Below are 14,932 nucleotides of genomic sequence, written 5' to 3' on the forward strand. Positions count from 1 at the left end.
GAGGGGACGATGCCGGTCAACCGAAGGTGAAGGCGAATGCCTGGACTCCCGGGTCGAGGAATTCGATTTCGAAATGCCGTTCGCGGACCGGGCCGGCCTGCCGGATCAACTGGTACAGCCGCTGCTCGGTCACGATCCCCGAGCCGCCCGGCGTCACGTCGACGCCGTGATCGGCGCCCGGCGGCTTGCCGTCGATCGTCACCTTGAACCGGACTGGCCGATGGTCCGCCGACGGCCCCAACACCAGATGGAGGTCCCGTGCCTGGAAGCGATAGGCGATCCGGCCACCGGGGGCGTCGGCCGACGCATGCTCGGCGCCGATCGTCCATCTGCCGGCCAGAGCCCAGTCATTGAGTCTGGGAAGCGCCGGAGCCGCATAGTCATGGGCAGCATCCCTGATGCCACCGCCGGGCGATACGAAATGCTCCGCCCGCGCATAGCCGATATAGGTTTCTGGTGACCGGACGTCCCGGCCGCTGGCCGCGCCAACGCCGCGCGCATCGACCTTGACGATGGTCATGTCGCCGACCGCGTTGCCGTTTTCGGCGAGGAGGCGCTGGATCACCTTCTCGGACTCGGCATAGCCGCCCTCGCCGAAATGATGATAGCGGATGCGGCCCTGCCCATCGATGAAATAATGCGCCGGCCAATAGCGATTGGAGAAGGCGCGCCAGATCGCGCGATCATTGTCGAGCGCGACCGGATAGCCGATGCCGAGATCGCGAACCGCGGCCCGCACATTGGCGGGGTCCTTCTCGAATGCGAACTCGGGCGCATGCACCCCGATCACCACCAGCCCCTGCGGCTTGTACTTTTCCGCCCAGGCCCGGACATAGGGGAGGGTGCGCAGGCAGTTGATGCACGAATAGGTCCAGAAATCGACAAGCACGACCTTGCCGCGCAGTTCCTCCCGCGTCAGCGGCGGCGAGTTTATCCATTCCGTCGCGCCCGACAGGGGCGGCATCATGCCTTCGATCGCCAGCGCGTTCCCCTCGACCATGGCGGCTGACGGCATGTCCTTGCCTGGATTGAACCGGTCGAGCAGCGACTGCTCGACGCTCGCCGTGCCCGACAGCGAGAGACGGGTGAGCAATCCGGTATCGAGTCCCAGCGCGATCGCCACGATACCGAGAAGGACGGCCGCACCGAGCCCGCGCCGGATCCATTCGCTGATCCCCAGTGAGCGCTTCATCGCCGTAAAGACTTTGCCGCCCACCAGCAGGGCGAGCGCCAGCGAGGTCGCCGCGCCGGCGGCATAGGCAAGAAGCAGCAGCGTCGTCTGTGCGCTCGCGCCCTGCAGCGCGGCACCGGTCAGGACGAGGCCAAGGATCGGCCCGGCGCAGGGGGCCCAGAGCAGCCCGGTCGCGACGCCCAGCAGCAGCGAGGCAGCGAAAGTCGATGTAGCGCTGTGGCCGGCGGTCGCCGATTGCGAAAGACGCGACCCGAGCTTGACCAGTGGCCGCGTCGCCCGATCGGCAAGGGTGGGGAACAGCAGCAGCAGGCCGAAAGCCGCCAGGATGACCAGTGCCGCCAGCCGCCCGTAGCTGTTCGCCTGCACAGCCCAGCCGCCGCCGACCGAAGCCAGGGTGGCGACCCCGGCAAAGGTGACCGCCATGCCAAGCAGGAGTGGCAGGCCGCTGCGGGCGAAGGGCTGGTCGGCGCGTGCGAAGACGAACGGCAGGACCGGCAGGATGCAGGGGCTGACGATCGTCAACGCGCCGCCAAGATAGGCCAGGAGGAAAAGGATCATGAACGTGCGCTTCCGGCCGTTGGAGTCGATTCCTATACGTCGCAGATGCGGCGTCGGTTACCTTGCACAGTCTTTTTCTCGCGGAGAAGGGCTATGACCGGAAGCGCCGATGATGGAATAGGTCGGCCGGACTGGCGAGTGCGGGTAGTGGAGTCTTTCAGGTGACGGATCGGGAACCAATCCATCTTTTCTCTTATGGGACGCTGCGCCAGTCCGACGTGCAGATGGCGTCCTTCGGCCGGCTCCTTGACGGATCGGAAGACGCCTTGCCCGGATATCGCACGACCCTGGTGGAGATAACCGACCCCATGGTCCTGTCGACCAGCGGCGAGCGCTTCCACCCGATCGTCGAGCCAAGCTCTTCACCCGATGACGAGGTGCCGGGCACCGTCTTCCGGATCACCGAAGACGAACTCCTGGCCGCCGACACCTACGAGGTGTCGGATTATGTACGGGAGCGCGTAAGGCTGAAATCGGGCGTTGATGCGTGGGTCTATGTCAGTGCGACGAAGCGGGATCACGCTGATCGCCTGGAAGCCCTGATTGTCGCCGAGGAGCGAGCCTTCGGCCTTCTCGACGCGCTGGAGGCAGCCGGCGTGATCGCCGCCGGCCGCACCGAACTCGAAATCGAGCAGGACATCTTCACCATCGCGTCGCGGGATTTCGGGGTGCGCGAACATTGGCATGACCGGGTCGTGCGCGCCGGGATCAATGCCTTGTGCGTGGCCGGTGAAGAGGCGCCGGATCGCCTCGTTGCCAAGGACGATATCGTCTTCCTCGATCTAGGGCCCGTGTTCGAAGGATGGGAAGCGGATGTCGGACGCAGCTATGTCGTCGGCAATGATCCGGAGAAACACAGGCTCGTCGCGGATCTCGAGATAATATTCGGCCTGGTCCAACGGCGGTTCGAGGAAGATCGGGACATTACGGGCGCTCAGCTCTACACCGCAGCGCTTGAGGAGGCGGAGAAACGCGGTTGGCGGTTCGGCGGGAAGATCGCCGGTCACCTCGTCGGCAAATTTCCCTATGCGCGTTCTCCCGCCGCGAGGGATGGAGGTCGTATCAGCCCCGGCAACTCGCAGCGGATGCGCGACCCCGATCCGAACGGACAGCCGCGTCACTGGATCCTCGAAATCCATCTCGTATCGCCTGACGGCGCTTTCGGTGGCTTCTACGAAAGACTCCTGCGGGGCGCCTGGGGTGCCCAGCCCTGACATTTAACGGCAGGGGCACGTATCCGGCGCCGGGTTGTACCTGCCGGGGAAGGGGCGGCCGCCACCAATCCCTAATCGCCTTGACCCGCAACGACAGTGTCTTGGCGATGCGGCCGGGTTCGAGGTCGAGCGTGGCGGCGGCGTCGGCGACTGTCGCCGCGCTCGCCGCCTGCTCGATGATCGCGATATCGGGGGCCTTCTCCGCGAAGAAGGCCCTGACCGATTCGAGGCTCATCAGGCGTTGAGCTTGTCCTTGAGCGCCTTGGCTGCGGTGAAACCGAGCTTCTTCGAGGCGGCGATCTGGATCGTGGCGCCATTGGCCGGGTTGCGGCCTTCGCGCGCGGGGCTCTGCTTCACCTTGAACTTGCCGAAGCCGTTGAGCGAGATTTCTTCGCCGGCGACGGCCGCGTCGGTGATCGCACCGAGGACGGCGTCGACCAGCTTCTTCGCGTCGGCCTTGGTCAGGTCGTTGGCTGCGGCGATCTTGTCGGCGAGGTCGGCGTTGTTCATTTGTATCTCCATTGAAATGAAGCGACGCCCGCTAGCGATGACGGTGCCGCAGGTCCATGGCAAATCAGGCAAACGCGTCGAACTTTTCGTCGCGCTGGTCGTCGGAGGCGGCATGGCGATAATGCGAGGCGCGTTGACTTGCCTCGCGGGTCTCGGTCGTGTCACCCTGGACAAGACGCGAACGACAAAGGATCGCGGGGCTTTTGACGAGAGGATTGGCGATGGTTCGATCGGGGGTTGCGATGGCGCTCGGCCTTGCCCTTTCCGCCTGTGGCGGTGCCGGCATGGACGGCAATGCGGTTGATAATGCTGCAGCTAATGCTGCAGCCAACCTGATCACCGCTACCGACAATGTCGCCGCCGGCGGTCCGGCACCTGGAGTGCTTGATGTCTGGGCGGGCAAGCATCCCTCGGAAAAGATCGATGGCGTCACCTTCCTTGGCCAGCCATCGGTCAAGGCGGCGGTTATTGCCGTCGTTCCCAGCGGGAAGGTTCGCGATTTCGTGTTCGGATATAACGGCCCCGATGCACCGATCGTGAAAAAGGACGGACGCCTCCTCGCCTGGGGCTGCGAAGCGCATAATTGCGGCTATCACAACTGGTCGATCGCGATCACCCCGGACGGATCGAACGCCGAAGTCTGTTTCTACCAGGATGACGCGAAAGCCGATGGCCCGTCGACCTGGTATGTCGCGGGCGGCAAGACCGAACAACGGCCGGGGAATTGTCCGTCCCAATAGCCGGTCATGCATGGCGCCGCCGTCGCGCACGTCAGCGGGGAATTCATATCGCCTTCGCCAGGCGCGTCGTTAAACGAGGCTTCGTTTGATCGACCGCTTCGCTTCCCGTGAAAAGACGGGAGCACCGTTATCGAAGGCCTTGATCGTCTCGACGATGTCGAACGCTGACGATGTCGATCTCACTTCGAAGGCGATGCGGAGCTCGCAATTCCAGCCGTCGCGGCGATAGCGGCTGACCCGCTCGCCCGACCAGATGCCACTATTGGGATCGCCGCGCGTAATCCTCGCGACCGTATTGGGACCATAGCCTGATAGTTGCGTGCCATTGGCGCAGGTCCGGGGCTTGTCGGGCCAGACACCCGAGACGCTTAGCCGGCCATCCTCGTCGGTCGTCGTCACCACGACGTCGCCCTTGTCCGGCGCGATCGGCACGATGCGGACCGGCATCGCCGGTTCGATCGGCGGCGACACGCGGATCGGCAGGGTCAATGTGCTGCCCCCCGGCTCGAGTGTCAGTGTCGGACTGTCGGGAGAGGGCCAGGTCAACGGCCACAGCCCTTCGGAGATCGCGAGCCGCAGGCGCTCACCCGCCTTCAGCCGCTGGGCAATGAACCCGAGCGAAATCTCCACCTCGACTGGCTTGCCCGGGATCAGCCGGCGCGGCGCATCATGCCCGTCGCGATGAGTCAGGTTCAGCAGTCCACAGGCAAGCCGCCACGACGTCCCGTCCGGCATCACCTTGCACAGCCGCACGGCGACCTGCGCGACCGGCTTGTCGGCGGCCACGCGCAGCCTGACCGTCGGGACGCCGAGCAGATCCATATCGGCCTCGAGCGGCGCAAGATCATAGGTGATCGACAAAGCATCGTCAGCCCGCTGGTCGCCCGGCATCTCTTCCTGTCCGAACGGTACCCATTCCGGCGTCTTCAGTCCGACCGCATTGTGCGACTGATGACGGCGCGTCGAAGCTGGCCCGGCGCTTGGCGAGAGGCCCTTGTCGGTCAGATGCAGCGTGCGCGGCCGGATATGTCGCGATGGCCACGCCGCTTCCGCCGCCCATTCGCCCGGTATCTCGCCCGGGGCGGATTGGGCGGCGGTTGCCGTTGGCCGGTAGAAGCGCAGCATGGGCTCTTCCATGATGCCGGTGTCTTCGCCGCGCAGCCACTGCGACCACCAGCGTATCTCCTCGAAGGCCCAGTCGAGTGCCGGGCCGGGGCCGCCGAGCCAGGGATAGGTATGGCCCCAGGGGCCGACCAGCGCCTTGCGGGGGCAGGTGAGGCCTTCGAGCAGTCGCGGCACCGAATGGACATAGGCGTCGGCCCATCCGCCCACGACATAGGTCGGGCATTTCACCGCGGCATAGTCGAACCTGAGCGATCCGTGCCGCCAATAGGCATCCTCATGCTGATGCTCGGTCCAGCGGGCGATGATCGGCGGAGACGCCTCGAGCCGCTCCTGCCACATTCGTTTCCAGTCCGGGCCGGCAATGGCAGGGTCCGGCGGGCCAGCCATGACGGCCTTGAAATTGGCCCCCCATTTGAAGTTCGTCAGGCCGAGGCAGCCCCCGATATAATGGGCGTCGTCGGTGTAGCGACGGTCCGAACAGGCCATCGGCATGATCGCCTTCAGCGCAGGCGGGTTGAGCATGGCGGTCTGGAGCGTGGAAAAGCCGCCCCAGGAAATACCGCGCATGCCGACCGACCCGTTGCACCAGGTCTGGCCGGCAAGCCAGGCGATGATCTGCGTGGCGTCATCCTGTTCGCTCGCGAGATATTCGTCGTGCAGCAATCCTTCGGAATCACCTGAGCCGCGGATGTCGATACGGGCAAAGCCGATGCCGTGGCTGGCGAGTGTTTCGCCCCAATAATCGTCCGCCGCGCTATAGGCATCGCGGGTACGATAGGGGATGTATTCGAGGACGACCGGTGCCGGTTTCGTCTCCGCATGAGCCGGCAGCCAGAGCCGGCCGCACAGCCGGATACCGTCGCGCATCTTTATTCGCACGACATCGATGCGCTTCACCTCACCCTTTTCAGGCAGCTTCCAGGGCGCGCGGCCATCGGCACGGGCGACCGCGCTTCGCCCGAGGGCAAGCCCGGCGACTGTTGCCGCCAGAAAATCCCGGCGTGAATTCAGCATGGTCATGACCCCCTCCGCCCCGGAAAAAACCGGCATCGATGCCGTTTGCCGGTCGTTTTCGGCACAGCCTGCGGGGAACCTCCTCGCGTCACCAATGCCTTTTTGCAATGCCATCATAGATTTTCGGTGGCGCGCTGATAGACAGGCGAGCCTATCCTGCGCCGCGCTATCCCGCTCTGCCCGGGATATCGAATTTCGGGACACCTGTTCTGCCCACAGCCATCGACGATCCTCCATCCGCGCCCCGGGAACCGACTATTGCCCAGGCCAGGCGGATGCTGGGTACCGATCCGGCAGGGGCGGTGGCGGTCGCGCGAGCGCTTCTGAAACGCACTCCTCACGCGATGGAGATACGCTTCATCCTCGGCGCGGCGCTTCGCCGCTGCGGCGATCTGCGCGAGGCGCTGCCGATGCTTGCTCCGCTCACCGACGCTCGGCCTGACGCATGGGGGCTCCATTACGAACACGGGATGACGCTGGCGGCGCTCGGTCAGGGGGCAGCCGCGTCCGCCGCTCTGACGCGCGCGACCGCAGCCAATCCCAATTCGTCGCTGGCATGGCATGCCCTTGGAGATCAACTGCTCCTGACCGGCCAGCCGATCGAGGCCAGGGAGGCCCAGTCGCGCCCGCTGCCGGGCAGTCTCGGCGACGCGATGTTTGCCGAGGCAGCGAGCGCGGTGTTCGACGGTCGCGAGGGTGCGACGGACATGCTGAGGACGCGCTTCGGTCTGGACCTGAACGATGTGGCGGCACTGTGCCTTCTGGCCGATGTCGGTATGCGCCTGGGGCGTGACGAGTCAGTTCTGCCGCTCCTCGCGGCCGCGACCCGGCTTGCGCCCGGCTATCTCCCGGCATGCTATCGTGAGGCGATTGTCCTTCACCGGCTTGACCGGCCGCAGGCAGCGCTTGCGGCGATCGATCCGGTGATTGCCGCGCGACCCGGTGTCGCCTTGTACCGGGCATTGCGGGCGGCGATTCACCTGCAACTTGGGCGCGAAGGGCAGGCGGTGGAGGACTTCGCCGCGGCGCTTGCGCTCGATCGGGACGATGCGCAGGTCTGGCACGGCTATGGTCACGCCCTGCGTGCAGTCGGGCGGCAGGCCGATGCCGTGGACGCCTATCGCCAGGGGCTTGCCCGGGCGCCAGCACTTGGCGAGGTCTATTGGAGCCTCGCCAATCTCAAGACCTGGCGTTTCCAATCCGCGGATGTCGATCGCATGGAAGCTCTTCTCTCGGACAGGGGGCTGTCTTCGGAGGATCGTTGCTACCTGCATTTCGCGCTCGGCAAGGCGAAGGAGGACGGCGCGGATTTCGCGGATTCTTTCGAGCATTATCGGCAGGGAAATGCGGCGCGGCGCGCGACGCTTCCCTATGATGCGGCGGCCCATGCCGATTTCGTCGACCGGATGATCGCGACGTTCAGCCCGGATTTCCTCGCGGCACGGTCGGGCGTCGGCCTTGATGCCGCCGACCCGATCTTCGTGCTCGGCATGCCGCGATCTGGGTCGACGCTGATCGAACAGATACTGGCCAGTCACAGCGCGGTGGAAGGCGCGTCCGAATTGCCGGACGTCACGGCGATGGCACGGCACCTGGCGGGGCGCGTGGACCCGTCCCATGCCTATCCCGGCTTGCTAGCTGATATGCCGCCGCTCGCCTTTACTGAACTCGGCGCAGAATATCTTGAACGGACGCGCGTGCGGCGATCGTCGGGCCGGCCTTTTTTCGTCGACAAGTTTCCCGGCAATTTCCTCCATGTCGGGCTGATCTACCTGATGTTGCCGAAGGCACGGATTATCGATGTGCGCCGCAACCCGCTCGCTTGCTGCGTCTCGCTGTTCAAGCAATGCTTCGCCCAGGGGCAGGCCTATAGCTATGACCTGGCCGATCTCGGCGGCTACTTCGTTCAGTATGAAAAGCTGATGGCGCACTTCGCCACGGTTCTTCCCGGTCGCATCCTGCGCGTGTCGTACGAGGATCTGGTCGACGATCCGGAACGTCAATCGCGCCGGCTGCTGGACTATTGCGGGATCGATTTCGAAGCGGGCTGCCTGAGGTTCTTCGAGACCGACCGGGCAGTCCGGACGCCGAGTTCGGAGCAGGTGCGACGCCCGATCTTTCGCGACGGGCTTGATCAATGGCGTCGTTTCGAGCCATGGCTCGGGCCGCTGGTCGGAGCCTTGGGGGCGCTCGCGGACGAAGGCGCGGCGCGGCCATGATGCCTATATTGGATGCGCCCATCCGATTATTTTGCTTTCCGCTTGGGCCGAATCGCGAGACCTTCGGCATCAATCGGGGGCAGGCCCCGGACAATCACAAGCTGACGCCCATGCAGGCTCGAGGCTGTGACGGACGGGCCTGATATACACTTTCGTCAAAATGGGGGGCTAATGACAAAGTCACATGAAAAATCGGGCCGGATGAGCCGTCGTGCGCGGTTGCTGGCGATCCTGATGGCATCGGGTGCAAGCCTTGTGGCGGTCGCGCCCGGCACTGCCTTTGCTGCTTCCGATCCTTCCCCAGCGGCCCCTCCGGTAGCAACACAGGCTCAGGACGGAGAGGGCGCGCCGGCAGACGCCGCGAAGAGCGGCGAGCTCGCCGATATCGTCGTCACCGCCAACCGCTCCGGTGCCGAATCCCTGCAAAAGGTGGCGATGGCCGTCTCCGTGGTGAACGTCGACCAGATCACCAAGTCGGGGCAGGGCAACCTGTCCGATCTCGCCAAATTCACACCCTCGCTGTCCATCACCGAAGGCGCGCCGGGCTATCAGAAGTTCAACATGCGCGGGCTTTCGACGGGCGGCTATGCTTCGTCGGACACATCCGATCGCTCACTGGTCGCGGTGTATCTCGACGACACGCCGATCTCGGTGCAGGGGCAGACGCCCGACCTCAAGGTCTATGATCTGGAGCGCGTCGAAATCCTGCGCGGCCCGCAGGGAACGCTCTACGGGGCCGGGTCGATGGCCGGTACCGTCCGGTTCGTGACGGCCAAGCCCGATCTCAACCGGATGTTCGGAACGGCCGAGGCCGGTGTCTCGACGACCGAGCACGGTGCTGCCAGCTACAATTTCCGCGGGATGGTCAATCTGCCGGTCGTGTCCGATCAGCTTGCGGTGCGGGCGAATTTCTATGTCGGCCGCGACGGCGGCTACATCGACAATATCGGCACGTACAACAAGCAGAATGCCAACAGCAACCGCACCTATCAGGGGCGTGTCGCCATCCGCTGGACGCCCACTCCCGACCTGACGTTCGATGCGAGCATGACCTATGAGCGCAGCATCGCGAACGGCCTCAGCACCGGCCTGAGCGGGCTTGCGCCCTACACCGTCTCGACCAACGGGCCCGAGGGTACCGACGATCGTTTCCGGCTCTATACGCTCGGTGCCGACTATGATGTCGGTTTCGCCAACCTGGTCGTCACGGGCGCCTATACCGATCGTGCGATCGGCTTCGATGCCGAGCCCGGTCCGCAGATCGGCTATTTCTTCCAGGACTATAGCGGCGGTACGCTGCCGATAAGTTCGACCACCTATCCGCTGTTCAAGGCGCCGACCAAGTACGACCAGTCGGTCACCAACAAGATCCCGGCCGAGCTGTATCAGATCGATCAGAAGCTTAAGGACTATATGGGCGAAATTCGCCTGGTTTCGAAGGATGGCGGCCCTGTCAAATGGACGATCGGCGCGTTCTACGAAAAGCAGAAGCGACATCTCCGTCAGGATATCCCGACGCCCGGCTTCGATACGCTTTCCTACATGAATTACTTCTACGGCCCGTTCAACACGCCGAACGGCAAATATGATTCGAAGCTGGTGGATGGCGCGTTCCAGTCGAACGATATCTTCTCAGGCCTGCAGGACATCGACGAGCACCAGATCGCTGCCTATGCCGACGGCACCTGGCACGTCACCGACAAGCTCGATCTGACGGCGGGCCTGCGCTACTTCAACTTCAAGGAAAAATATTACCTGTTCGAAGCGGGTGTCTATGGCGTGGTCAACCACGTTCCATTGACGACCAACGCCACCCTGAAGTCGGATGGCGTCAACCCGCGCGGCAATATCTCCTACAAGATCAACGACAATGTCATGATCTATGGCGAGGTCGCCAAGGGATTCCGCTATGGCGGCGGCAACCAGCCTGTGCCGCTTGGCACGCAGGGCGTTGCCGGCCAGTGCACCCAGAATCTCGCGGCATACGGGTATAGCGCCGCACCGCTGACCTTCGGGCCTGACAAGCTCTGGAACTACACGATCGGCGAAAAGGCCAAGCTCGCCGGGGGGCGGATCACCCTGAACGCAAGCGCCTATTATATCGACTGGTCGGATGTGCAGACTCGCCTGCGCCTCGACTGCTCCTATTTCTTCACTGACAATAAGGGCAAGATCACCAGCAAGGGCGTCGAGCTGGAGACGATGATCAAGGCGAGCCCTGAGATCACGCTGGTCGGCAGCGGCTCCTACAACAGCTCAAAGGCGAAAGGCGATATCCCGACGGTCGGCGCGTTCGATGGCGACCGGACGCCTTATTTCCCGGCCTGGACCGGCTCGGCATCGATCTTCTACGATCGGGATGTCGGACCGGGCCAGTTGCACCTCCAGGCGAGCTACCAGTACCAGTCCGAGCAATATACGACGTTCAACAATTTCGCGACCAAGATCGTGAATGGCGTCCTGACCAAGAACGGCCCGAACTCGAGCTATGCGGTCATCCCGGAATCGAACAATGTCAGCGCGTCGATCGCCTATGATATCGGCAATATCGAGCTCGGGGTGTTCGGCAATAACCTGACCAATGGGGTGAAGATCACCAATGTCGCCCGCGCCACCTACTACCAGGTCTATCAGGCCGGTGACCGGGTGACCTATGCCCGTCCAAGGACGATCGGTTTCCGGGCGAAGGTGAAATTCTGAGGCTTTTGCCCAGGACGTCGAAGGGGGTGGCGCATGCCGCCCCCTTTTTTTGTCTGCGGCTGATGAGAACTGACTGAAGCAGATCCTTCGCGCCGTGCTGAAGGAACGTTGGAGAGTTTTGTCATGCCTGTCTGGGCGTGACTGCTCGGGCATCAGGAATATTATCAAATGAAATCATATTCTTGTGCGCGTAATGTGTCGTATTTGTTGTTGGAGAGTGTGACATAATCAGTGCGGCGGAGCATGGCGATTCAGGGCAAAACCTTCCCGCTCAGGCGATGCTGGCGATACCATGCCGCACTCTGGCTGCCGATCAGGCGGGCGAGATCGCCTTCAACGATCGCCATGTCTACGACATGGAAGCCCCAGTCGGGATAGTCGGTGTCGCCGACCGTCGCGGTGCCGATAACGGCCTCGGCCAGGTCGGTCGCGGTGCCCGATTCTACATGAACCGACAGATAGGAAAAGCCATTCCGGACCGTGCATTCGGCCGATAAAAGGCCCGGCATCCGCACGAAGCGGGTCGGCACTGGCTTGCCCTTTGCCGACCAGATGGCAGGCTGCGTGAACTGCGCGACGCCGCCGCGCCACCAGGGGAAGCCGAGCAGGGGATCGAGCGGCGCCTTGCCGCCTTCCAGCTTCGCCGGATTGGTGCAGCCCGCCTCCAGCCCGGCAGCCGACGTGCCGATCGGTGGCGAGCGGCCGAACAGGCCGCTCGCCGGTGGCGGATTGGTGTCGCGATAGCTTGCCCAGGTAACGACGCATCCGGTCTGCGTGGCCGAGCGGCAGAGCGGCACGGTCTTCAGGTCGCCGCCGACATCCTTGCCGCGCGGCACCATCACCGAGAAGCCGGGCAGCATGGCTGACAGCATGCGTTGCTGGATCGGTTTGCCGTCGATCTCCTCGGCCAGCAGGCGCTTCAGCATCGCCGAGCCCTGGCTGTGGCCGACCAGCACGAAGGGCCGCCCGCGATTGTCCCGCGCCAGATAGTCGCGCCAGGCCGCAAGGACATCGGCATAGGGCAGGGCGAAGTCCTCGGCCGACGGCGCGACTCCCTTGCGCATCGCAGCCCGCAGCGCCGGCAGCGTCACCTGGCGGTAGACCGGCGCGAAGATGCGGCACCTGTCGCGAAGCGGGGCGGCCTGAGAGGCGACCATGCCCTGTTCCTGGCGATCCGGGATCATGTCGCTGTGCATCGTCTCGTCCATCGAGGTGGTCGGATAGACATAGAAGCAATCCGCCCTGGGCTGGCTTGCCGGCACAGGCCGGTCGGCCTTGATCGTGCCGTCAGCGCCGATGACGGTCGCGGCCATGTCACTCGAGCAGACGTCAGTCCGTCCGGGCCGGCACAGCCAGGTCTCGGGACGGCGATAATCGTTCGGCGCGGGTGTCTGCGCTGATGCTGCGGCGATCAGGAGAAACAGGCTCATGGTCGGTCCTTCAGGCTGACGGTCAATCCCGGAACACGATGGTGCGTGCGCCGTTGGCCAGCACGCGCCCGCTCAGATGCAGGCCGACCGCGCGGGAGAGAACCCGCCGCTCGATATCGCGGCCCTTGCGCACCAGGTCCTCGGCGGTGTCGGCATGGCTGATGCGCTCGACATCCTGTTCGATGATCGGCCCTTCATCGAGATCGCCGGTGACGTAATGGGCAGTCGCGCCGATCACCTTCACGCCGCGCGCATGGGCCTGATGATAGGGCTTGGCGCCCTTGAAGCCGGGCAGGAAGCTGTGATGGATATTGATGCAGCGGTCGGCTAACTTCGCCGACAATTCGTCCGACAATATCTGCATGTAGCGTGCGAGCACGACTAGGTCGGCTCCGGTCGCCTGATAGACCTCCCAGATCCGGGCTTCCTGCTCCGGCTTCGTCGCCGCGGTGACGGGAAGGTGGTGGAAGGGGATGCCGTCAAGATCGAGCGTGGCGAAGGTCTCGGCCGGATGGTTGGAGATGATCCCGACCACGTCCATGTCGAGTTCGCCGATGCGGCGGCGATAGAGCAGGTCGACCAGGCAATGATCGAATTTCGAGACGAGGATCAGCACCTTCTGCCGTTCCGCCGCGGGGCGCAGCGTGAGCATCATGCCGTAGCGGTCGGCCAGGTTGTCGAAGCCGCGCCGGAGGACAGCGAGGTCGGTGCCGGCTGGAAGGGCGAAGGCGGTGCGCATGAAGAAACCGCCCAGCTCCGCGTCGTTATACTGGCTGGAATCGGTGATGTTGCCGCCGCAGGCGAAGATATGCGCGGAAACGGCGGCAACGATGCCCGGCCGGTCCCGGCAGGATAAAGTAAGGATGAAATGCTGCGCTGACATCGGGGCTCCAAGTAGCGATGAAAGGGATCAGGCGGTTGTGGCGGTCAACTGGATCCGCTCGCCATCCGCGGCGTAGGTCCGGACGCTGGTCCAATAATGATAGGCAGCCCAGAAGCCGGTCAGCGACAGGGCCATCAGCGCATAGCGCAGGGATTCGGCATTGCTGTGCAACGGCCCGGCGAGCGTGTCGCTGATCCAGCCGACCACCAGCGGCGCGACGATCAGATTGGCCACGTTCGCGGTCAGCAGGCTGATCGCCATGCCCTGTGCCCGCATCGAGCAGGGCAGGAAATTGAGCAGCAACGCCATGGTCGGCCCGACATAGAGATAGATCGCCGGCACCACGATCCACAGCATCAGCGTCGCGACCCATAGCGAATGAGTCCAGTAGATGACGAAGGAGGGGATGGTCGAACACAGGGTGATCGCGGCGAGGAACCAGGCGATGCGTTTCGGCTCGCGCATCTGCGGCATGGCGCAGATCGCGCTGGTCGCCAGCGTCGCGGCGATGCCTGCCCAGAGATAGATCGTGCCGAGCCGCGCGCCTGCCTCCGCCGTCGTCAGCCCGTAATTGCGCTCGAGAAAGGTCTGGGTCCAGTACATCAGGCCCCAGCCCCACAGGCAGATCACCGTGCCAGCCGCGTTGATGTGCCAGGCCGAGCGCTGCGACCAGAGGAAGCGCAGCGTCTCGCCGAGCGAGGTCTTTTCCTCGGTGATCGGGTCGACGCACTCGAAGCGCCCGCGCACCGGCTCCCGAACAGTGAGGAAGATGATCAACCCGAACAGCACACCGGGCGCGCCGAGCGCGATGAACGCGGCGCGCCAGCTGTGGAAATGATCGACGATCTGGCCGGCGACGTTCGAGCCGAGCCAAGCGCCGAGCGGGAGGCCGAGCGCATAGACCGTCAGCGCGAAGGCCCGACGATCTCGCGGGAAATAGTCGGCGATGATCGAGGTAGACGGGGGCGTGCCACCGGCCTCGCCGATCCCAACGCCAATGCGCACTAGCAGGAACTGCCAGAAATTCTGGGTGAGACCGAGCAACGCGGTCATCAGCGACCACAGCCCCATCGCGACGGCGACGATGTTGCGCCGGTTGGATCGATCGGCGAGCTGGGAGATCGGGATGCCGACAGTGATGTAGAACAGGGCAAGCGACACACCGGTCAGCCAGCCCACCCCGGTATCGGAAAGGTTGAATTCGATCCTGATCGGTTCAAGGACCGTCGAGACGACATAGCGATCGGCGATGTTCAGGGCATAGACCAGGCCGAGGACGAGCACGACGTACCAGCGGACGGATTCCAGACGCGGCGTAGTCGGTGTCATTATCTGCCCCCCCTTAGT

The 14,932-nt window shown here is 64.1% G+C and carries 10 protein-coding genes and 1 pseudogene; 4 read left to right on the top strand and 7 right to left on the bottom strand.

Annotated elements, in window-relative coordinates; all coding sequences use genetic code 11:
- Positions 1-16 precede the first annotated feature (16 nt).
- Positions 17-1,750: a cytochrome c biogenesis protein DipZ gene (locus P0Y59_04135; protein ID WEK00892.1), complete on the bottom strand. Its 1,734-nt coding sequence runs from the start codon at positions 1,748-1,750 to the stop codon at positions 17-19.
- Between the two features lie 161 nt (positions 1,751-1,911).
- Between P0Y59_04135 and P0Y59_04140 the strand changes: the two genes are divergently transcribed.
- Positions 1,912-2,964 carry a M24 family metallopeptidase gene (locus tag P0Y59_04140; GenBank protein ID WEK00893.1) on the top strand — a complete coding sequence of 351 codons (1,053 nt, stop codon included), beginning with the start codon at positions 1,912-1,914 and terminating at the stop codon, positions 2,962-2,964.
- Between the two features lie 82 nt (positions 2,965-3,046).
- On the opposite strand, the pseudogene P0Y59_04145 reads toward P0Y59_04140, so the two are convergent.
- Together P0Y59_04145 and P0Y59_04150 are read right to left on the bottom strand one after the other, a co-directional pair.
- Positions 3,047-3,199: pseudogene (locus tag P0Y59_04145) on the bottom strand (YbaK/EbsC family protein).
- Positions 3,199-3,474, bottom strand: coding sequence for an HU family DNA-binding protein (locus tag P0Y59_04150; protein ID WEK00894.1), 276 nt, complete (start codon positions 3,472-3,474; stop codon positions 3,199-3,201). Before P0Y59_04150 ends, P0Y59_04145 begins: the two are co-directional and overlap by 1 nt.
- Before the next feature lie 221 nt (positions 3,475-3,695).
- Here P0Y59_04150 and P0Y59_04155 point away from each other — a divergent pair, with 221 nt between their 5' ends.
- Entirely contained in the window at positions 3,696-4,214 is a 519-nt protein-coding gene (locus tag P0Y59_04155) for a hypothetical protein (GenBank protein ID WEK00895.1), read from the top strand.
- 69 nt (positions 4,215-4,283) lie between these two features.
- Here the strand turns inward: P0Y59_04155 and P0Y59_04160 are convergent, their stop codons facing one another.
- Entirely contained in the window at positions 4,284-6,359 is a 2,076-nt protein-coding gene (locus P0Y59_04160; GenBank protein WEK00896.1) for a CocE/NonD family hydrolase, read from the bottom strand.
- A 269-nt stretch (positions 6,360-6,628) separates the two neighbouring features.
- Between P0Y59_04160 and P0Y59_04165 the strand changes: the two genes are divergently transcribed.
- Positions 6,629-8,572 (top strand): sulfotransferase, encoded by a 1,944-nt coding sequence (locus tag P0Y59_04165; protein WEK00897.1) that lies wholly within the window; start codon positions 6,629-6,631, stop codon positions 8,570-8,572.
- Positions 8,573-8,773: 201 nt separating this feature from the next.
- Positions 8,774-11,272, top strand: a complete 2,499-nt coding sequence (locus P0Y59_04170) for a TonB-dependent receptor (GenBank protein ID WEK00898.1) — start codon at positions 8,774-8,776, stop codon at positions 11,270-11,272.
- 251 nt (positions 11,273-11,523) lie between these two features.
- Here P0Y59_04170 and P0Y59_04175 read toward each other — a convergent pair whose 3' ends face one another.
- Genes P0Y59_04175 through P0Y59_04185 form a run of 3 tightly spaced genes read right to left on the bottom strand, consistent with a single transcriptional unit; the run spans position 11,524 to position 14,914 of the window.
- The gene (locus P0Y59_04175) at positions 11,524-12,702 is read right to left on the bottom strand and encodes a DUF3089 domain-containing protein (protein ID WEK00899.1); all 1,179 of its coding nucleotides are present in this window, start codon (positions 12,700-12,702) and stop codon (positions 11,524-11,526) included.
- A gap of 22 nt (positions 12,703-12,724) precedes the next feature.
- Positions 12,725-13,585 (bottom strand): formyltetrahydrofolate deformylase, encoded by an 861-nt coding sequence (gene purU / locus P0Y59_04180; GenBank protein WEK00900.1) that lies wholly within the window; start codon positions 13,583-13,585, stop codon positions 12,725-12,727.
- A gap of 27 nt (positions 13,586-13,612) precedes the next feature.
- Complete coding sequence (locus P0Y59_04185) at positions 13,613-14,914, bottom strand: MFS transporter (GenBank protein WEK00901.1); 1,302 nt, start codon at positions 14,912-14,914, stop codon at positions 13,613-13,615.
- Positions 14,915-14,932: the final 18 nt, after the last annotated feature.

Source organism: Candidatus Sphingomonas phytovorans (genome assembly GCA_029202385.1).
Lineage (GTDB): Bacteria > Pseudomonadota > Alphaproteobacteria > Sphingomonadales > Sphingomonadaceae > Sphingomonas > Sphingomonas phytovorans.

Bases quoted from the DNA above. Each gene is read 5' to 3' on its own strand.
- P0Y59_04135 (WEK00892.1), bottom strand. From the start codon at position 1,750: ATGATCCTTTTCCTCCTGGCCTATCTTGGCGGCGCGTTGACGATCGTC.
- P0Y59_04150 (WEK00894.1), bottom strand. From the start codon at position 3,474: ATGAACAACGCCGACCTCGCCGACAAGATCGCCGCAGCCAACGACCTG.
- P0Y59_04155 (WEK00895.1), top strand. From the start codon at position 3,696: ATGGTTCGATCGGGGGTTGCGATGGCGCTCGGCCTTGCCCTTTCCGCC.
- P0Y59_04160 (WEK00896.1), bottom strand. From the start codon at position 6,359: ATGACCATGCTGAATTCACGCCGGGATTTTCTGGCGGCAACAGTCGCC.
- P0Y59_04165 (WEK00897.1), top strand. From the start codon at position 6,629: ATGCTGGGTACCGATCCGGCAGGGGCGGTGGCGGTCGCGCGAGCGCTT.
- P0Y59_04170 (WEK00898.1), top strand. From the start codon at position 8,774: ATGAGCCGTCGTGCGCGGTTGCTGGCGATCCTGATGGCATCGGGTGCA.
- P0Y59_04175 (WEK00899.1), bottom strand. From the start codon at position 12,702: ATGAGCCTGTTTCTCCTGATCGCCGCAGCATCAGCGCAGACACCCGCG.
- purU (WEK00900.1), bottom strand. From the start codon at position 13,585: ATGTCAGCGCAGCATTTCATCCTTACTTTATCCTGCCGGGACCGGCCG.
- P0Y59_04185 (WEK00901.1), bottom strand. From the start codon at position 14,914: ATGACACCGACTACGCCGCGTCTGGAATCCGTCCGCTGGTACGTCGTG.